Below are 19707 nucleotides of genomic sequence, written 5' to 3' on the forward strand. Positions count from 1 at the left end.
TTCTCCACAGACTGCCGCGACCCCCTTGACGCCGCCGCCGGGCATTGTCACATTCATCAGTGTCAAGTTCGCGCGGCGCAGGGGCGGAAGGCATCGGATGACGGACCTCACGAAGTTCCACGGCGCGCGGGAGCGCTGGGTGCGCACGGGCGGGATCGAGCTGTGCGTCGCCGAACTGGGCGACGCGGCACGGCCGACCGTCGTCCTCGTGCACGGCTACCCCGATTCCAAGGAGGTCTGGTCGGAGGTGGCCACGCGCCTCGCGGACCGCTTCCACGTCGTGCTCTACGACGTCCGCGGGCACGGCCGCTCGACCGCGCCGACCCCGCTGCGCGGCGGCTTCACCCTGGAGAAGCTGACCGACGACTTCCTGGCGGTCATCGACGCCGTCAGCCCGGACGAGCCGGTCCATCTGGTCGGGCACGACTGGGGTTCGGTGCAGTCGTGGGAGTTCGTCACGGTCGCGCGGACCGAGGGCCGCATCGCGTCCTTCACCTCGATGTCGGGCCCGTCCCTCGACCACTTCGGGCACTGGATCAAGCAGCGGGTGAAGCGGCCCACGCCGCGCAAGGCGGCCCAACTGCTCGGCCAGACCGCCAAGTCCTGGTACGTGTACATGCTGCACACGCCGGTCCTGCCGGAGCTGGCCTGGCGCGGACCGCTCGGCAAGCGCTGGCCGGGCATTCTGGAGCGCGTGGAGAAGGTCCCGGCGGGCGACTATCCGACGGCCTCCCTCCCCTCGGACGCGGCCCACGGAGCATGGCTGTACCGGGACAACGTGCGCGCGCGACTGCGCCGGCCGCGCGACGACGCGTACGCGCACGCGCCCGTGCAGCTCATCACGCCCCTCGACGACGCCTTTCTCTCGCCCGCGCTCTACGACCGCCTCGAACAGTGGGCGCCGCAGTCGACCCGGCGCTCGCTGCCCGCCAAGCACTGGGTGCCGCGGACCCGGCCCGACCAGCTCGCCGCGTGGATCGCCGACTTCGTCACCGCGCACGACGAGCGGAGTGCGGACGGGCCCGCACCGCGCAAGGCGGCCGATAGCAAGTACGCGGAGCGGTTCGGCGGCCAGCTCGTTCTGGTGACAGGGGCCGGCAGCGGCATCGGCCGGGCCACCGCGCTCGCGTTCGCCAAGGCGGGCGCGCGCGTCGTCGCCGTCGACCGGGACGCCGAGAGCGCGGCCCGTACCGCCGGGACGGCTCAGCACCTCGGGGCGCCCGAGGCATGGGCCGAGACGGTCGACGTCTCGGACGAGCAGGCCATGGAGAAGCTCGCCGAGAAGGTCGCCGCCGAGTACGGCGTGGTCGACGTCCTGGTGAACAACGCGGGCATAGGGCTGTCGGGGTCGTTCCTCGACACGACGCCGCAGGACTGGAAGAACGTCCTCGACGTGAACCTCTGGGGTGTCATCCACGGCTGCCGCCTCTTCGGCCGGCAGATGGCCGAGCGGGGGCAAGGCGGCCACATCGTGAACACCGCGTCCGCCGCGGCGTACCAGCCGTCGAAGGCGCTGCCCGCCTACGCGACCTCCAAGGCCGCGGTGCTCATGCTCAGCGAATGCCTGCGCGCCGAGCTGGCCGGGCAGGGCATCGGGGTCTCCGCGATCTGCCCCGGCTTCGTGAACACGAACATCACGGCGACGGCCCACTTCGCAGGGGTCGACGCCGAGGAGGAGAAGCGCCGCCAGAAGAGGACCGCCCGCATGTACGGCCTGCGCAACTACCCGCCGGAGAAAGTCGCCGCCGCGATTCTGGAGGCCGTCGCCCGGAACAAGGCGGTCGTGCCGGTCACTCCGGAGGCCCGTGGGGCGCGGCTCCTGTCCCGCTTCTCGCCCAGGGCGCTGCGGGCGATCGCCCGGATGGAGCCACCGCTGTGAGCACCGGGCGGGCCGCTGGGAGTACCGGGCGCACGGCTTTGGGCACCGGGCACATCGCTGTGGGCACCGGGCTGGCCGTGGGCCGGTGCCCGCGCCGGTCGTACGATCCCTCGCAGGAGGCCCACCGTCGGGGTGCGACCACGCCGGGTACGGCCGAGGGGTGAGAAGTGTGACGGAGCAGCGATCGGTCGCCGAGTACCGGATCGAGGACCTGGCGCACCACAGCGGCACCACGGTGCGTACGATCCGCGCCTACCAGGACCGCGGTCTGCTGCCACGGCCCGAGCGTCGCGGCCGCGCCAATGTGTACACGGCCGCGCATCTGTCCCGGCTGCGCCAGATCGCCGACCTGCTGGACCGCGGTTACACCCTGGCCTCCATCAAGGAACTCCTGGAGGCGTGGGACGCGGGGCGCGGACTGGGCGGAGTGCTGGGTCTCGTCGCCGAGGTGGACGGGCCCTGGACCGACGAGCGGGCGGGCCGCATCACGCGCGCGGAGCTGGCCGAGCGGTTCGGTGACGAGTACGACGAGGCCGCGGTGCGCGAGGCAGTCGAGCTCGGCGTGCTGGAACAGGTGCCGGGAAAGGACGACGAGTTCGTTGTCCCGAGCCCGCAAGAGCTGGCTGTCGCTGTGGAGTTGCATGCGGCTGGCGTACCGCTGACCGCAATAAGCGGGCATCTACGGGAGTTGAGGGGCAGCGTCGAGCACATAGCCGCCCGCTTCCTGGAGTTCACGACCGAGCACGTCTTCGCACGCTACCTGGGTTCGTACCCGCCGACCGACATGGAAGCGGCCGAAGCCGCATCGCTCGTACGCCGTCTGCGGCCACTCGCTCAGCAATCCGTTGACGCGGAACTGGCGCGTGCCATGCGGCTGTTCGCGACGCGACATCTGCATCAGCACCTGGCGGACGGGTCTACGGCGGTTTCGACTCCGGAACAGGAGATTGTTGCTCTGCCTGCTAGCACAATGCGCGCTGTGCGTGAGCTTGTTGGCTCGGACAGTGTGACGGCTTTCGTTACAGCGGCCACCGAACGCGAGGTACAGAGCAGGACTTTGGATGCTTTGGCAACAAATCGGGGCCGTATGTGACTAGTTGCTCAAGTCCGGCCGCTTGCAACGGTGTTATACACAGTCTCGCTAAGTGGGCTGTGGATAACGCCAGTTACCTGTGGATCAAACATGCCGCAGTAGTTGACCGGATGAAATCTGCGTGCACCACTGCCTCCGGGGCGGGCACCCTGGCGCCATGAACGAGCAACGCACCGTCAAGGTGTCGAAATACCTTTCGCGGCATTTGCGTCATCAACCGGAACGCATCGGGCTGACGCTCGACGAGGCGGGCTGGGTGGAGATCGACGAGTTGCTCGCGGCGGCGTCCTCGCACGGCTTCCGCGTCAGCCGGGCCGAACTGGACCGGGTAGTCGCGGAGAACGACAAGCGGCGCTTCTCCGTCGAGGGCACCCGCATCCGCGCCAATCAGGGCCACACGGTCGACATCGACCTGGGCCTGGCGGCGGCGGAGCCGCCCGCCTACCTCTTCCACGGCACCGTCGACCGCTTCCTCGACGCGATCCGTGCGGAGGGGCTCGCGCCCATGAGCAGGCACGACGTGCACCTCTCCGTGGACCGCGAGACGGCGACGCGGGTCGGGGCCCGACGCGGCCGTCCTGTCGTGCTGACCGTCGATGCGGGGGCGATGCATCGGGCCGGCCACACGTTCCGCGTGAGCGCGAACGGGGTCTGGCTGACCTCAGCCGTGCCGCCGGAGTTTCTGCGGTTCCCGAGCTGAGGTGGCACCGCTACCCGGCTCTGCCGTTCCGGCCCACCGGCACCCGCCTCGGGCCGCTCAATTGGCTCTGCCATTCCGGCCCACCGGCACCCGCCTCGGGCCGCTCAATTGGCTCTGCCGCTCCAGCCCGCCAGCACCCGCCTCGGACCGCTCAATTAGCCCTGCCGTTCCGGCCAACCGGCACCCGCCTCGGGCCGCTCGATCCAGCCGGCCGCCGACAGCCCCGCACGTGATGCCGACTAGAGCCCCGCTGCTGGCCCGCCTCCGGCGCCCGCCCGCGATGCCGCCCGAGGCCCCGCTTCCGGATCCGTCTCCGGCCGCCCGAACGCAATGCGGCCCAGCGCCCCGCCTGAGCCGACACCCCACCCAACCATCACTCAACGCCCACCCTTACCCAACTCCCCACCCTCACCCAACGCCCCACCCAGCCCACACCACCCCCGTCGAACCCCTCCGCCTACGCTCACCCCATGACCGACACGCCCCCCGCAACCACTGCTCCGCTCCGCCTGAGCACCGTGATCCTTCCCTATCGCCGTTGGCACGACGGGGCCCGGGAGACCTGGCAGCGTGCCGAGGAATTGGGGTTCCACACCGCGTACACGTACGACCACCTGTCCTGGCGCGTGCCGTTCCGCGACGGCCCGTGGTTCGGCGCCGTGCCGACGCTGACCGCCGCCGCCTGCGTGACCTCGCGCATCCGCCTCGGCACCCTCGTGACCTCCCCGAACTTCCGGCACCCGGTGACCCTCGCCAAGGAGCTGATCTCGCTCGACGACATCTCGGGCGGCCGGATCACGCTCGGCATCGGCGCGGGCGGCACCGGTTTCGACGCGCACGCGCTGGCCCGGGGCGACCAGGAGCCGTGGACGCCGCGGGAGCGGGCCGACCGGTTCGCCGAGTTCGTTCCGCTGCTCGACCGGCTGCTCACCGAGGACACGGTCTCGTACGACGGCACCTTCTACTCGGCGGGCGGCGCCCAGAACATTCCGGGCTGTGTGCAGCGCCCCCGGCTGCCCTTCGCGGTGGCGGCTACCGGGCCACGCGGTCTCAAGCTGGCGGCCGGGTACGGGCAGGCGTGGGTGACCACGGGCGACCCGAAGTTGTATGAGACAGGCACCCCGGAGGAGTCGGTTCAAGCCATTCGCGGTCAGGTCGAAAAGCTGACCGCGGCCTGCGATGCCATCGGCCGCGACGCAGCCGATGTCGACAAGATCCTGCTCACCGGCTTCACCCCGGACCGCAAGCGCCCGCTGGAGTCCGTAGACGCGTTCGTGGACTTCGCGGGCACCCACCGTGAGCTGGGCTTCACCGAGATCGTCGTGCACTGGCCGATCCCCGACACCGACTTCGCGGCCGACCAGGACACCTTCGAGGCCATCGCGACCCAGGCCCTCTCCCAACTCGGTTGAGCCGACAACTTCACAGCGCCGGGCCGGGGGCGTGACGGCACAGGGCGGGCGGGGCGCATGCGCCAGGAGCGCTCTCATCTGCGCGCCCCGCCGCACGCCCGTGCACGCAGATGAGCGACCATAGAGCGGTGACCTCACCGACTCCTGGGCCTCGGACCCCGGCCCCCTCCGCCCCCGCGCCCCGGCTGATCGCCACGGATCTCGACGGGACGCTGCTGCACGACGACAAAACCTTTTCTCCACGGACGGTCGCCGCGCTGGCCGCCGCCGAGGAGGCCGGCATCGAGGTCTTCTTCGTGACGGGCCGCCCGGCTCGCTGGATGGACGTCGTCAGCGACCATGTGCACGGTCACGGCCTGGCGATCTGCGGCAACGGCGCCGCCGTCGTGGACCTGCACGGCGGTCCCGGCAACCACCGCTTCGTCAAGATCCGCGAGTTGGCCGTCCCGGACGCGCTGGACGTCGTACGGGTCCTGCGCGAGGCGGCCCCCGGCACGTCGTTCGCCGTCGAGCGCACGGGCGGCCTGCACCACGAGCCGACGTACCCGCCGCTGCACCTCGACCCGGGCGAGAGCGTCGCGCCCGCCGAGAAGCTGCTCGCAGCGGACTTCGCCGGGTCCACCGTGGCGGACCAGCCGGTGCTGAAGGTCCTGGCGTTCCACCCGGAGCTGGACCCCGATGCGTTCCTGGCCCTGGCGCGCGACGCGGTCGGCGAGCTGGCCGCGATCACCCGCTCCAGCCCGAGCGCCCTCCTGGAGATCAGCGGGCGGACCGTCTCCAAGGCGAGCACGCTCGAACTGTGCTGCGCCGAGCGCGGCATCTCTCCCGCCGAGGTCGTCGCCTTCGGGGACATGCCCAACGACATGGAGATGCTCACCTGGGCGGGCGCCTCCTACGCCATGGGCAACGCGCACCCGGACGTGCTGGCCGCGGCGACCGGCGTCACGGCGACCAACAACGAGGACGGCGTGGCCCGCGTCATAGAGGACATCCTGGCGAGGTAGCGGACTTCCGGGTGACATGCAGGGCGCCCTGGCTAAGCGCTGACCGGAGCCACCGGACGCCCCCCTGCGGCCATGACAGTGGCCACGACAGCCGCCATGAGCAGGGCGGCCATGACAGTGGCCATAACGGCGGCCATGACGGGGCGGCCATGACAGTGGCCATAACAGCGGTCACGAACGCCTACAGGCGCACCCCGCGCCCCGCGAACCACCTCACCGGATCCACCCCCGACCCCAGATCCGGCGTGAGCCGCACCTCGAAGTGCAGGTGCGGCCCCGTCGAGTTGCCGGTGGTGCCCGCCTGCCCGAGCCACTGCCCGGTCCGCACCTTCTCGCCCTGGTCGACGGTGACGGCCGCCAGGTGCGCGTACTGCGTGTAGTAGCCGCCCGCGTGCCGGACGACGACCTCGACGCCGAAGCCGCCGCCGCAGGAGACGCGGACCACGCGTCCCGCGCCCGCCGCCCGCACAGGTGTGCCGATGTCCACCGCGAAGTCCTGTCCGGTGTGGCGGCGGGCCCAGCGCGCGCCCGCACTGTCGAAGCCCGCCGACAGTTCGTACCTGGCGACGGGTGGCACCCACGCGCGCGTGTCACGCAGAGCGGGCTGCTCAAGGCGTACGGCACCGCGGCACTGACCGGCCGCCACCGCCCGGTCGGCGTCGCCCTGCAGCTTCCCTTGCGCCTGTCCGAGCTTGCTCGTGATGCTTTTTCTCAGCCTTGCGAGGTGCACGGTGCGCTTCCGCAGGGCGTGCCATTGCAGGGTCGCCGCGCGCTGCCCCTCGGCGAGCCTCTTCTCCGCTCGGCGGCTCTTTCCCACCGCATTGTTGAGTGCGAGGTCGGCCTGCAACACGGCCCGTTGGCCGTGCAGCAGCTCCTCCGGTCTGTCGGACAGCAGCAGCTGCGCCGCGAGCGGAATGTCACCACCGCCGCGGTACTGGGCGCGGGCGATCCGGCCGAGGTCGTCATGGAGCGCGGCCACCTCGCGCCGTTCCTTGCCGAGCAACCGTTCCATCCGCCGGGCCGCGGCCTTTTGCGCTCCTGCGGCCCTGCGCCCCGCTTCATAGCGCTGTGTCGCCGCTGAGGCCTCCACGAGGAGCCGCGCCACCTCGGCACTCGGCTCGGGCCCCTCAGCCGCCCGGGACGGCGCAGGAGGCCCACAGAGCGCCATGAGTGCGCACAGCAGCGCCAGGACGGCTGGAGAGCGGAGGGGGCGAAGGCGCATGTCCGGGATCGTTGCCCGCCGCGCGACCGGGCTCCCGTGGGATTCGTACGGCTGGGGGGCCGCTTGCCCCGAACGGCGCAGAAACGTACCGCCGAACCGGGGCCACCACGTCGCGCCTCCGGACGGCGCGGCGCCTCCGGACGGCGCGGCGCCTCCGGACGGCGCGGCGCTTCAGTACGGCGCGGCGCTTCAGTACGGCGCTTCCCACACCACCGTCGTACCGCCGTCGTCGCCTCCGGGGCCCGGCCCGTACCAACTGTCGCCACCGAGCGACTCCGCGCGCCTCTTGAGGTTCTTCAGGCCGCTGCGCCGCCCGCCCTCCGGAATGCCCACGCCGTCGTCAGCGACCGTGAGCCGCACACCCTGGCGGCCGTCCGGCAGAGATACGGTCGCGTCCACGACGACGTCGATCCGGGTGGCCCGCGCGTGCCGGAAGGCGTTCGACAGAGCCTCCCGCAGGGCCGCGATGAGGTTCTTGCCGGTGAGTTCGCCGACGACACTGTCGACCGGCCCCACGAAGGAGTGCGAGGGCTTGAACCCGAGCGGTACAGCCGCCATGTTGATTTCCCGCAGCACGCGCGTGTGCAGCCCGGAAGGGGCCTCCGCCGGGCCCTGTTGCAGCGCGAAGATGGCTGTCCGGATCTCCTGGATGGTGACGTCCAGCTCGTCGACGGACTTGCCGATGCCCGACCGCACCTCGGGCGCCACGGACCGGCGCTGGGCCGTCTCCAGCATCATCCCGGTGGCGAACAGCCGCTGGATGACGAGGTCGTGCAGGTCGCGCGCGATGCGGTCGCGGTCCTCGAACACGGCCAGGCGTTCCCGGTCGCGCTGTGCCTCGGCCATCATCAGCGCGAGCGCGGCCTGCGAGGCGAACTGGGTGGCGAGAGTGCGCTCGCCCTCCGTGAAGGGGCGCTCCCCACGCGCGCGTGGCGTCACCAACGTCCCGAGGACGCGTCCGTCGCTCTGCAGAGGCAGCAGCATGGCGGGCCCGTAACCGCGCGCAAGGTCGCTCGTCACCCGCGGATCGGCGGCCGTGTCCTCGATGAACATCGCCGTCCCGGACAAGAGTTCGGCTGCCATTGCGCTCTCCGGCGGGATGATCAGGCCGAGAGCGGCGGACGGCTTGTCCGAGGCGACGGCGACGACCTCCATGCCGCCGTCGCCGGTCGGCAGCAGCACCAGGCCGGCCGCCGACTCCGACAGCCTGCGGGCCTGTTCGGCGACCACCTGCAGCGCGTCGTCGGCGTCGCCGCCCGACAGCAGCGCCGTGGTCACGGCCACGGAGCCGTCGATCCACCGCTCCCGCTGCCTTGCCGCGTCGTAGAGCCGCGCATTGCCGATCGCGATGCCCGCCTCGGTCGCGAGCACCCGGACCATGCTCAGGTCGTAGTCGTTGAACTCCTGGCCCCCGCGCTTCTCCGTGAGGTAGAGGTTGCCGAAGATCTCGCCCTGGACGCGGATGGGGACGCCCAGGAACGACCGCATCGGCGGATGGTGCGCGGGAAACCCGCACGCGCGCGGGTCGTCGGCGAGGTTCGCGAGGCGCATCGGCGCCGGGTCGTGCATGAGCGCGCCGAGCACCCCCCGGTGTCCGTCGGGCAGCCGCCCGATGCGCTGCGCGGTCGCTTCGTCGACGCCGTAATGGACGAAGTCCGCGAGACCCTCGCCGTCCTCGGAGATGACGCCGATCGCCGCATAGCGGGCGTCCGCGAGATCGGCGGCGGTCTCGCAGATCCGGTCGAGCGTGGAGTGCGGTTCGAGGCCGGTGCCCACGGACCGCATCGCCTCCAGAAGCTGCGGCACGCGCGCGGTCAGCTCCGTCGAGAGCCCGTGCGGACCACGCGCACCCGAAGGCTCGTCCCCGGCGGGTTCGGGAGGGGTCGGAGCGGAGGGCTCCATGGGTGATGCCATGCCCCGACACTAGTAAGTCCTATTTAGCGAGGAAAGTCGGAATCGCAGAGGCCCCGCGCCAGCGCTCCTCCTGATCTCCGCCCGCGCTGCTCCTGCCCTCCTGATCCCCGCCTCCTGTCCTCCTGTCCTTCTGATCTCCGCCTGCGCTCCTCCTGTCCTCCTGATCTCCGCCCGCGCTGCTCCCGACATCCGCCCGCGTTCACCGCCGCCCGGCCCCGACCAGCAGCTCCGCCGCCTGTTCCCGCTCCCGCAGATCCCGCAGCGGCCCGTCGACAGCGGCCAGCTCGGCGTACGGACCGCGCTGCGCGACCCGCCCGCCGTCGAGCACGATCACCTCGTCGACGGCGTCGAGTCCGGCCAGCCGGTGCGTGATCAGCACGGTCGTCCGGCCCTGGGTCGCGTCCAGCAGGTCCTCGGTGAGCGCGTCCGCCGTCTCCAGGTCGAGGTGTTCGGCCGGCTCGTCCAGGACGAGGACCGGGAACTCGGCAAGGAGCGCGCGGGCCAGCGCGAGCCGCTGGCGCTGGCCGCCGGACAGCCGCGCGGCATGTTCGCCCACCAGCGTGTCGAGCCCTTCCGGCAGCGCGTCCACCCACTCCAGAAGGCGTACGCGGCCGAGCGCGGCGCGCAATTGGTCCTCGGTGGCGTCCTTCTTGGCGAGCAGCAGGTTCTCGCGGACGCTGCTGTCGAAGAGGTGGGCGTCCTGGGCGCAGAGCCCCACGAGCCGTCGAACGGCGTCGCCTTCGAGCGCGTACGCGTCGGTCCCGCCGAGCGTGTACGTCCCTGCGTCCGCGTCGAGGAAGCGCAGCAGCACCTGGGCGAGCGTCGTCTTGCCCGACCCGGACGGACCGACGACGGCGATCCGGCGGCCGCGCTCCAGCGTCAGGTCGACACCGGCGAGCGCGTCCCGCGCCTGTCCCTCGTACCGGGCGGCGAGACCCCGCACGACGAGCGGGAAGGGGTCCCGCGGCGCCTGTGCGGGCCGTTCGGGCTCCCGTACGGGTTCGGGGGCGTCGAGCACCTCGTAGACGCGCTCGGCGCTCTTGTGGACGCGCTGGCGGTACTGGACTGCGAGGGGCAGGCCGAGCACCGCCTCGAACGCGGCGAGCGGGGTCAGGACGACGACCGCCATCGCCACGCCGTCGAGCTGTCCGGCGCGTACTCCCTGCACTCCGGCCAGTGCGGCGGCGGCCACGGTCAGGCCGGTGATCAGCGCGGTGAGCCCGTCGCCGAGCGCGGTCGCGGTGGCCGCGCGCGAGGCGATCCGGGTCAGCGCCGAGTCGGCGTCGGCGGTCTCCTTCGTGCGGCGGGGCAGCGCACCGGCGACGGTCAGTTCGGCGGTGCCGGTGAGCAGTTCGGCGACCTTGGTCGCGAGCGCCCCGCGCGCGGGAGCCAGTCTCCGCTCCGCCCTGCGGGCGACTGCCCCCGACAGGAGCGGCACCCCGACACCGGCGAGCAGCAGTCCGACGGCGAGCACGGCACCCGCCGTGGGCAGCATCCAGGCGGTGAACGCCACCGATCCGGCGCCGACGAGTGCCGCGACCGAGGCGGGCAGCAGCCAGCGCAGCCAGTAGTCCTGGAGCGCGTCCACATCCGCGACGAGCCGGGACAGCAGGTCGCCCCGGCGCGTGGTGCGCAACCCCGCAGGCGCGAGCCGCTCCAGGCGGCGGTAGACGGCGACCCGGGTGTCGGCCAGCATCCGCAGCACGGCGTCGTGCGACACGAGCCGCTCCGCGTACCGGAAGCAGGCCCGGCCGATGCCGAACGCACGCGTGGCCGTCACCGCGACCATCAGGTAGAGCACCGGCGGCTGCTGCGAGGCCCGCGAGATCAGCCATCCGCTGGTCGCCAACAGACCGACCGAGCTGCCGAGGGCGAGCGCCCCGAGCAGCAGCGCGAGGGCCAGCCGCGAGCGGCGCGGACGGGCGGCGGCACGCAGCCGGGCGAGGACGTGGCGCCGGTCCTTGGACGCGTCCTGCGCCTCCCGGTCAGGCGATGTGACGGCGACCGAAGCCCGCTCAGGCGCCCCCGCCACCACGGCCGTCCGCTGCTCGACCGGCCGCCCCGCGTCGGGCATCTCCAGGCGGACCACCCGGTCGGCGACGGCCAGCAGGGCCGGCCGGTGCACGACCAGGAGCACGGTCCGGCCGACGGCCAGCCTGCGGACCGCCTCGACGATGCCGGCCTCGGTCGCGCCGTCGAGCGCGGCCGTCGGCTCGTCGAGCAGGACGACGGGCCGGTCGGCGAGGAACGCGCGGGCCAGTGCGAGGCGCTGCCGTTGTCCGGCCGACAGGCCCGCGCCGTCCTCGCCGAGCTCCGTGCGCGCCCCGTCGGGCAGCGCCTCGACGAACTCCAGCGCCCCCGCCTCGCGCAAGGCGGCCAGCACCGCAGCGTCGTCGGCGCCGGGCCGGGCGAGCCGTACGTTGTCCGCGATCGACCCGGCGTACAACTGCGGGCGCTGCGGAACCCACGCCACGCGCGCGTGCCACTCGCCCCGCTCGACGGTGGAGAGGTCCGCACCCCCGACGAGCACGCGCCCGCCACTGGGACGCACGAAGCCCAGCAAGGCGCTCAGAAGCGTCGACTTGCCCGCACCGCTGGGCCCTACGAGGGCCACTGTCTCGCCGGGCGCGACGGCGAAGGAGGCATGGGAGACGGCGTCGTCCGTACGTCCCTCATAGCGCACGGAGACGTCGTCGAACACGATGCCGGAGGTGGCGGGGACAGGCGCCGAGCCGGACTCCGGCAGGGGCGTCTCCAGGACGGCGAAGATCTCCTCCGCCGCCGCGAGCCCCTCGGCGGCGGCATGGAACTGCGTCCCGACCTGCCGCAGCGGCAGATACGCCTCGGGCGCGAGCACCAGGATGACGAGACCGACGTAGAGGTCCATCGTGCCGTGCACGAGCCGCATGCCGATGGTGACCGCGACCAGGGCGACCGAGAGCGTCGCGAGCAGTTCCAGGGCGAAGGAGGACAGGAAGGCGATGCGCAGGGTGCGCATGGTCGCCCTGCGGTACTGGCCGGTGATCGTGCGGATGGACTCGGCCTGTGCCTTGGCGCGGCCGAACACCTTCAGAGTCGGCAGTCCGGCGACCACGTCCAGGAAGTGCCCCGAGAGGCGCGACAGCAGGCGCCACTGGCGGTCCATGCGGGACTGGGTGGCCCAGCCGATGAGCATCATGAAGATCGGGATGAGGGGAAGCGTGCCGACGATGATCGCCGCCGACACCCAGTCCTCGGTGACCACGCGCGCAAGGACCGCCACCGGGACCACGACCGCGAGCCCGAGCTGCGGCAGATAGCGCGAGAAGTAGTCGTCCAGCGCGTCCACGCCGCGCGTGGCGAGCGCGACCAGCGAGCCGGTCCGTTGCCCGCTCAGCCACCCGGGACCGAGCTGCGCCGCGCGCTCAAGGAGCCGCCCCCGCAGCTCCGACTTGACCGCCGCGCTCGCACGGTGCGCGGCCAGTTCGGTCAGCCAGGAGACCAGGCCGCGCCCGGCCGCGACGGCCACCAACAGCAGCAGCGGGGTCCGCAGCTGCGCGACGTCGAAGCCGTGCTGGAAGGCACCCACCACCACTTCGGCGATGATCATCGCCTGCGCGATGACCAGGCCGGCCCCGGCGGCGCCGAGAACGATCACTGCCAGGAGGAAGAGGCGAGTGGCCCGGGCGTACCGGAGCAGGCGCTGGTCGATCGGTTTCACGTGAAACACACCCTCGGGTAGGCGCGTAGATCCGTAAGAAGGTCAAGCTCAGTGCGCGGCATCGGCGATGTGCTTCGTCCCGATGCGCTTGCGGAAGACCCAGTACGTCCACGACTGGTAGAGCAGCACGAGCGGTGTCGCGATCGCCGCCAGCCACGTCATGATCTTCAGCGTGTAGGGGCTCGACGAGGCGTTGGTGACGGTGAGGCTCCAGGCCGGGTCGAGCGACGACGGCATGACGTTCGGGAACAGCGTCAGGAAGAGCGTCGCGAACGCCGCCGCGATGGTGATGCCGGACAGGGCGAACGACCACCCCTCGCGCCCCGCTTTGATGGCGCCGATGGCGCCGACGAGAGCAACCAGGGCCACGATCATCGCGATGAGCGAGCCACCGTCCCCCTTGTCTGTCTGGGTCCAGACCAGGAACCCGAGCGCCACCACCAGCGCACCCAGACCGACCGTCAGCGCGAACTTGCGGGCCCGCATTCGAATGTCGCCGAGCGTCTTGAGCGAGGCGAACACCGCTCCGTGGAAGGTGAACAGGGTCAGGGTGACCAGGCCGCCCAGGAGCGCGTACGGGTTGAGGAGGTCCCAGAAGGTGCCGACGTACTCGAAGTGCTGGTCGAGCTTGACCCCGCGCACGATGTTGCCGAAGGCCACGCCCCACAGCAGCGCCGGGATCAGCGAGGTCCAGAAGATCGCGTGCTCCCAGTTGGTCTGCCACTTCTCCTCGGGGCGCTTCGCCCGGTACTCGAAGGCGACACCGCGCACGATGAGGCAGACCAGGATGATCAGCAGCGGCAGGTAGAAGCCGGAGAAGAGCGTGGCGTACCACTCGGGGAACGCGGCGAAGGTCGCTCCGCCGGCGGTGAGCAGCCACACCTCGTTGCCGTCCCAGACGGGACCGATCGTGTTGATCAGCACGCGCCGCTCGGCACGGTCGCGCGCGAGGACCTTGGTGAGGATGCCGATGCCGAAGTCGAAGCCCTCGAGGAAGAAGTAGCCGATCCAGAGGACCGCGATGAGGACGAACCAGACGTCGTGGAGTTCCATGACTTGTGCGCTCCCTTGGCCCTAGTAGGAGAAGGCCATCGGCTTGTCGGCGTCACGGTCGCCGCCGATCCTGGTGGGCGGGTTGAGATCGTCGTCGGTCAGCTCCGGCGGCCCGGCCTTGACGTACTTGACGAGCAGCTTGACCTCGATGACGGCGAGCACCGCGTAGAGCAGGGTGAAGACGGTCATGGAGGTGATGACCTCGCCCTGCGAGACGCTGGGGGAGACGGCGTCGCGGGTCTGCAGGACGCCGTAGACGACCCACGGCTGACGGCCCATCTCGGTGAAGATCCAGCCCCAGGAGTTGGCGATGAGCGGGAAGCCCATGGTCCACAGGGCGACGATCCAGTAGAGCCTGGTGAACTTCGGGCTGAGGACCTTGTTCTTGAAGAGCACCAGGTTCGGCACCTCGTCCTCACCCGTCCGCAGGTGCTGCGGCAGCATGAACTTCTTGCGGGTGAGCCAGAGCCCGAGGAGGCCGAGGGCGAAGGACGCCATCCCGAACCCGATCATCCAGCGGAAGGCCCAGAAGGTGACGGGGATGATCGGCCGGTAGTCGCCGGGCCCGTACTTCTCCTGCTCGGCCTTGTTGGTGTCGTTGATGCCGGGGATGTGCGAGGTGAAGTTGTCGTCGGCGAGGAAGGACAGCACGCCGGGGATGGAGAACTCGACGCTGTTGTGGCCCTTGCTTACATCGCCGTAGGCGAAGATCGAGAACGGTGCCGCGTCCTGGCCGTCCCACAGCGCCTCGGCCGCCGCCATCTTCATCGGCTGCTGCTTGAACATGACCTTGCCGAGCTGGTCGCCGCTGATCGCGGTGAGCATGCCGCCGATGACGAGCGTGATGAGGCCGAGCCGCAGCGAGGTCCTCATCGTCGCGATGTTCTTCGGCTTCTTGCGCGCCAGGTGGAAGGCGGCGATGCCGACCATGAACGCGCCGCCGGTCAGGAACGAGGCCGACAGGGTGTGGAAGGCCTGGGTGAGCGCGGTGTTCTGCGTCAGGACCTGCCAGAAGTCGGTCAGCTCGGCGCGTCCGGTGGCCTTGTTGTACTTGTAGCCGACCGGGTGCTGCATCCAGGAGTTGGCCGCCAGGATGAAGTACGCGGACAGGATCGTGCCGATGGAGACCATCCAGATGCAGGCCAGGTGGATCTTCTTCGGCAGCTTGTCCCAGCCGAAGATCCACAGCCCGATGAAGGTCGACTCGAAGAAGAACGCGATCAGCGCCTCGAACGCCAGCGGCGCTCCGAAGATGTCACCGACGAAGCGCGAGTAGTCGGACCAGTTCATGCCGAACTGGAACTCCTGCACGATGCCCGTCACGACGCCCATCGCGATGTTGATGAGGAAGAGCTTTCCCCAGAACTTCGTGGCCTTGAGGTACTTCTCCTTCTCGGTCCGCACCCAGGCGGTCTGCAGCCCGGCGGTCAGGGCCGCCAGCGAGATCGTCAGGGGGACGAAGAGGAAGTGGTAGACGGTGGTGATGCCGAACTGCCATCGCGCCAGGGTCTCCGGCGCCAGAGCCAGGTCCACTGCGTCATCTCCTTACATCACCGCGGCCACGCAGCGGTTCGCCCCTGGAATACCGGACTTCTCCGGAGGAACCGGGACGCGCTTGTGAACGCGTTCACATTCACAAGCATTATGTCGTACTGGTTGTCGGATACCGAAGCGGGGTCCCCCCACTGCGACCAACGCCACATCATGCCGACGAGCGCACATGAGGAGGCGCGAGGCGGCATCGCCACCTCGCGCCTCTCTGTACGTCGTCCGGAGCGGGTCAGAGCTCCTTGCGGAAGGCCTCCGCAGCGCCCAGGAAGATGTCGTTGGCCTCGGTCTCCGCGACCGTGACGCGGACCCCCTCGCCCGCGAACGGCCGAACGACGACCCCCGCCTGCTCGCACGCCGCCGCGAAGTCCAGGGTCCGCTCGCCCAGACGCAGCCACACGAAGTTGGCCTGCGTCTCCGGCACGGTCCAGCCCTGCGCCCGCAGTGTCTCGACGACCCGGTTGCGCTCGCAGACCAGGGAGCCGACGCGGCCGAGCAGCTCGTCCTCCGCGCGCAGCGAGGCCACCGCCGCGTCCTGCGCGAGCTGGCTGACGCCGAAGGGGACGGCCGTCTTGCGCAGCGCCGCCGCCACCGGCTCGTGCGCGATGGCGAACCCGACACGCAGCCCCGCGAGGCCGTACGCCTTGGAGAAGGTCCGCAGCACCGCCACGTTCGGCCGGTCCCGGTAGATCTCCACACCGTCCGGCACCTCGGGATCACGGATGAACTCGCGGTACGCCTCGTCGAGCACCACGAGGACGTCGGAGGGCACCCGGTCGAGGAAACGTTCCAGCTCGGGCCGACGGATGGCGTTGCCCGTGGGGTTGTTGGGGTTGCAGACGAAGATGAGGCGCGTGCGGTCGGTGATCGCGTCCGCCATGGCGTCCAGGTCGTGGTCCTCGCCGGGCGTGAGCGGCACCTGCACCGACGTCGCCCCGCTGATCTGCGTGATGATCGGGTACGCCTCGAAGGAGCGCCACGCGTAGATGACCTCGTCGCCGGGCCCGCTGGTCGCCTGGAGCAGCTGCTGGGCGACGCCGACCGAACCCGTACCGGTGGCCAGATGGGCGACCGGCACACCGAAACGGTCGGCCAGCTCCTCCATCAGGCCCGAGCAGGCCATGTCCGGGTAGCGGTTGAAGGTGCCGGCCGCGGCGATCGCCTGCTCCATCACGCCCGGCAGCGGGGGGTACGGGTTCTCGTTGGAGGACAGCTTGTACGCCGCCGGGCCCCCGGCGGCTGCGGGCCTGCCCGGCTTGTAGGTGGGGATCCCCGCCAGCTCCGCGCGCAGCTTGGGGTTCGTCTCGCTCACCGCAGTCCTCCTCGTGGCCACCGTTGCAATACTGCTTACCTTATGAGGATTGGCCGTCCGCCCCAATGGGCCGGGCCGGACCGCCCTGAGGAAGAGGGGCCGGGAAGGCGTACGGGGAGGGGGGAGCGCTCCTTGGCCTGGCGCGCGCCGGTGGCTCGCGCCGTGGCGCGCATCACCCGTGCAGGTGAGTTGAGACCTACTCGCAACATCGCCGAGTCGGCAGGCTCGTAGGTAACGACAACCGACGCAGCCTCGTAGAAACCGCTAACTTCCTTCTGTTCCATGGTCATTGACGGCCCATCACCTTGCAGAAACGTGCCTGTCAACGCGTGCATATGCACCCCCGCCATGCGACCGCATGAGCCCTACTATCGGCTCGCCATGACAGCAGCAGGGAAGCACCAGGTGAGCCGGGCAGAGACGACCCGCAGGGGGACCCGGCCGGGCCGGGCAGGCATCAGAGATGTTGCCGCAGCCGCCGGGGTCTCGATCACGACTGTCTCGGACGCGCTCAACGGCAAGGGCCGGCTCCCGGACGCCACCCGACGCCATGTCCGCGAGGTCGCCGACCGGCTGGGCTATCGCCCTTCCGCGGCCGCCCGCACGCTCCGTACCGGAAAGTCGGGCCTCATCGGCCTGACAGTGACGACCTACGGGGATGAACCTTTCACCTTCACCGAATTCGCGTATTTCGCGGAGATGGCGAGAGCCGCGACCTCCGCGGCGCTGGCCCGCGGCTACGCCCTCGTCATCCTGCCCGCCACCTCACGCCACGACGTGTGGTCGAACGTCGCCCTCGACGGCACCGTCGTCATCGACCCCTCCGACCACGACCCGGTCGTCAGCGAGCTGGTCCGCCAGGGCCTGCCCGTCGTCTCGGACGGACGTCCCGCGGGCACCCTGCCCGTGACCGCCTGGGTGGACAACGACCACGAGGCCGCCGTCCTCGGCATCCTCGACCATCTCGCCGCGGCCGGCGCGCGCCGCATCGGCCTGCTCACCGGCACCACCACCGACACCTACACCCACCTGTCCACCTCCGCCTACCTGCACTGGTGCGAGCGGATCGGGCAGGAGCCGGTCTACGAGTCCTATCCGGCGCACGATCCGTGCGCGGGCGCCGTCGCCGCCGACCGGCTGCTCGCCCGTCCGGACCGGCCCGACGCGGTCTACGGCCTCTTCGATCCCAACGGCACCGACCTGCTCGCCGCGGCCCGCCGCTACGGTCTGCGCGTGCCGGAGGACCTGCTGCTCGTGTGCTGCAGCGAGTCGACCGTGTACGCGACGACCGAGCCGCCCATCACGACCCTGTCCCTGAAACCGCGCCGCATCGGCACAGCCGTCATCCAGCTTCTGATCGACGCCATCGAAGGGGTCGATTCGGACCTACCGGTCGAGCAGGTCATACCGACCGAACTCATCGTGCGGACCTCCTCGCAGCGCCGCCCGCAGCGCACCACGGTCAGCCCGCCCCGCTCCCCGGGGCAGGGCTGACCGGCCCCACTCACCCTCCGGACCGGCCGCGGCCCGCCGCGGCCGAGGGGAAAAGTCCACACCAATTCGGGAGAAAAGTGTGGCGAACAGCCGCCCGTCACCGATTCACCACCCCTGGTGCATCACACAGCACGAGCCGCATTCCTATGATGGGCGGACGACACCGCGGGCCGCTGCGACCAGGCAGTCCGATCCGGTGCACAGGCGGCGCAATGGTGGAGGGGTCGATGACTCAGGGGGCCGGTCAGGGACCCGCAGCGCGCACGGAGACGCTGCGTGACTTCCGCGTGCCCGCGTACGTCCATGACGTACCGGCGAACGTGCAGCCCACCGACCCCGTCGCCGACTCCCCCGAGGCGGCGCAGTACCCGGACGGCTACACGCCGACCGAGCGCGACCTGCCCGTCATCAACCGGGGTGACACCGTGCAGATGGACACCGCCGCGACCGCCGCGCCGGCGCCCAGGACCGGCGACGAGAAGGGGCCGCTGTACGTCGTGGGCGACGTGCACGGCTACCTCGACGAGCTGCTCGCGGCCCTCCGCGAGAAGGGCCTGGTCGACGCGGACGGCGCCTGGGTGGCGGGCAACGCGCGCCTGTGGTTCCTCGGCGACTTCACCGACCGCGGCCCCGACGGCATCGGCGTCATCGACCTCGTGATGCGGCTGAGCGCCGAGGCGGCCGCCGCCGGCGGCTACTGCAAGGCGCTCATGGGCAACCACGAGCTGCTGCTGCTCGGCGCGAAGCGGTTCGGCGACACGCCGGTCAACTCCGGCGCGGGCACCGCCACCTTCCAGGCGGCCTGGTTGCTCAACGGTGGACAGAAGTCCGACATGGACCGCCTCCAGGACGTGCATCTGCAGTGGATGTCCCGGCTCGACGCGATCGAGATCGAGGACGACCACCTGCTCATGCACTCCGACACCACCGCCTACCTGGACTACGGCGACTCCATCGAGGCCGTCAACGACACGGTGCGCGAGACCCTCACGCGCAACGACGCGGACGAGTGCTGGGACGTCTTCCGCAAGCTGACCAAGCGCTTTGCGTTCCGCGACGAGGAGGCGGGCCCCGGCGCCGTACGCGAACTCCTCGGCACCTACGGCGGCTCGCGCGTCGTGCACGGGCACAGCCCGATCCCGTACCTCCTCGGCGAGGTCGGCACCGAGGACGCGGACGGCGAGGACAGCGGACCCGTCGTCGAGGGACCTCATGTGTACGCGGGCGGTCTCGCCATCGCCATGGACGGCGGCGTCACCATGGCCGGAAAACTGCTGGTCCAACAACTCCCCATGCATAGCCGGTAGTTCCCTGGGCAGGCGCCGTGGACGGAGCGTCCGGCGCACGGGGGGCGAATTTCGAAAACTCCCTGTCAC

13 protein-coding genes are annotated in these 19707 nt (G+C 70.9%); 7 read left to right on the forward strand and 6 right to left on the reverse strand.

Features of this window, described 5'->3' with window-relative positions; all coding sequences use genetic code 11:
* Positions 1–97: 97 nt before the first annotated feature.
* The 5 genes from N5I75_RS27420 to N5I75_RS27440 all read left to right on the forward strand — a co-directional run bounded on the left by N5I75_RS27420 (position 98) and on the right by N5I75_RS27440 (position 6088).
* Entirely contained in the window at positions 98–1879 is a 1782-nt protein-coding gene (locus tag N5I75_RS27420; protein ID WP_476681631.1) for an SDR family oxidoreductase, read from the forward strand.
* A 169-nt stretch (positions 1880–2048) separates the two neighbouring features.
* Positions 2049–2972 (forward strand): MerR family transcriptional regulator, encoded by a 924-nt coding sequence (locus N5I75_RS27425; RefSeq protein WP_476681633.1) that lies wholly within the window; start codon positions 2049–2051, stop codon positions 2970–2972.
* A gap of 157 nt (positions 2973–3129) precedes the next feature.
* Entirely contained in the window at positions 3130–3672 is a 543-nt protein-coding gene (locus tag N5I75_RS27430) for an RNA 2'-phosphotransferase (RefSeq protein WP_476681635.1), read from the forward strand.
* Positions 3673–4142: 470 nt separating this feature from the next.
* Positions 4143–5084: an LLM class flavin-dependent oxidoreductase gene (locus N5I75_RS27435; RefSeq protein WP_476681637.1), complete on the forward strand. Its 942-nt coding sequence runs from the start codon at positions 4143–4145 to the stop codon at positions 5082–5084.
* A 128-nt stretch (positions 5085–5212) separates the two neighbouring features.
* Positions 5213–6088 (forward strand): HAD hydrolase family protein, encoded by an 876-nt coding sequence (locus tag N5I75_RS27440; protein WP_476681639.1) that lies wholly within the window; start codon positions 5213–5215, stop codon positions 6086–6088.
* Positions 6089–6269: 181 nt separating this feature from the next.
* On the opposite strand, the gene N5I75_RS27445 is transcribed toward N5I75_RS27440, so the two are convergent.
* The 6 genes from N5I75_RS27445 to hisC form a co-directional block, all read right to left on the reverse strand.
* Positions 6270–7100, reverse strand: a complete 831-nt coding sequence (locus N5I75_RS27445) for a M23 family metallopeptidase (protein ID WP_476681641.1) — start codon at positions 7098–7100, stop codon at positions 6270–6272.
* Positions 7101–7499: 399 nt separating this feature from the next.
* On the reverse strand, positions 7500–9212 hold the full coding sequence (locus N5I75_RS27450) for a GAF domain-containing sensor histidine kinase (protein WP_476682340.1): 1713 nt from the start codon (positions 9210–9212) through the stop codon (positions 7500–7502).
* Between the two features lie 211 nt (positions 9213–9423).
* The gene (gene cydD, locus N5I75_RS27455) at positions 9424–12924 is read right to left on the reverse strand and encodes a thiol reductant ABC exporter subunit CydD (protein ID WP_476681643.1); all 3501 of its coding nucleotides are present in this window, start codon (positions 12922–12924) and stop codon (positions 9424–9426) included.
* Positions 12925–12972: 48 nt separating this feature from the next.
* Positions 12973–13977 (reverse strand): cytochrome d ubiquinol oxidase subunit II, encoded by a 1005-nt coding sequence (gene cydB, locus N5I75_RS27460; protein ID WP_476681645.1) that lies wholly within the window; start codon positions 13975–13977, stop codon positions 12973–12975.
* Positions 13978–13998: 21 nt separating this feature from the next.
* On the reverse strand, positions 13999–15510 hold the full coding sequence (locus N5I75_RS27465) for a cytochrome ubiquinol oxidase subunit I (RefSeq protein ID WP_476681647.1): 1512 nt from the start codon (positions 15508–15510) through the stop codon (positions 13999–14001).
* A gap of 247 nt (positions 15511–15757) precedes the next feature.
* Positions 15758–16837 (reverse strand): histidinol-phosphate transaminase, encoded by a 1080-nt coding sequence (gene hisC, locus N5I75_RS27470; protein ID WP_476681649.1) that lies wholly within the window; start codon positions 16835–16837, stop codon positions 15758–15760.
* Positions 16838–17218: 381 nt separating this feature from the next.
* Here hisC and N5I75_RS27475 point away from each other — a divergent pair, with 381 nt between their 5' ends.
* Both N5I75_RS27475 and N5I75_RS27480 read left to right on the forward strand, forming a co-directional pair.
* Entirely contained in the window at positions 17219–18331 is a 1113-nt protein-coding gene (locus N5I75_RS27475) for a LacI family DNA-binding transcriptional regulator (protein ID WP_476681651.1), read from the forward strand.
* 227 nt (positions 18332–18558) lie between these two features.
* Positions 18559–19638 carry a metallophosphoesterase gene (locus N5I75_RS27480; protein WP_476681653.1) on the forward strand — a complete coding sequence of 360 codons (1080 nt, stop codon included), beginning with the start codon at positions 18559–18561 and terminating at the stop codon, positions 19636–19638.
* Positions 19639–19707: the final 69 nt, after the last annotated feature.

The organism is Streptomyces sp. R818, assembly GCF_056172735.1.

Coding starts and splice junctions, on each gene's coding strand:
- N5I75_RS27430 (WP_476681635.1), top strand. CDS start 3,130: ATGAACGAGCAACGCACCGTCAAGGTGTCGAAATACCTTTCGCGGCAT.
- N5I75_RS27420 (WP_476681631.1), top strand. CDS start 98: ATGACGGACCTCACGAAGTTCCACGGCGCGCGGGAGCGCTGGGTGCGC.
- N5I75_RS27435 (WP_476681637.1), top strand. CDS start 4,143: ATGACCGACACGCCCCCCGCAACCACTGCTCCGCTCCGCCTGAGCACC.
- N5I75_RS27445 (WP_476681641.1), bottom strand. CDS start 7,100: ATGGAACGGTTGCTCGGCAAGGAACGGCGCGAGGTGGCCGCGCTCCAT.
- N5I75_RS27475 (WP_476681651.1), top strand. CDS start 17,219: ATGACAGCAGCAGGGAAGCACCAGGTGAGCCGGGCAGAGACGACCCGC.
- cydB (WP_476681645.1), bottom strand. CDS start 13,977: ATGGAACTCCACGACGTCTGGTTCGTCCTCATCGCGGTCCTCTGGATC.
- N5I75_RS27450 (WP_476682340.1), bottom strand. CDS start 9,212: ATGGAGCCCTCCGCTCCGACCCCTCCCGAACCCGCCGGGGACGAGCCT.
- N5I75_RS27480 (WP_476681653.1), top strand. CDS start 18,559: ATGACTCAGGGGGCCGGTCAGGGACCCGCAGCGCGCACGGAGACGCTG.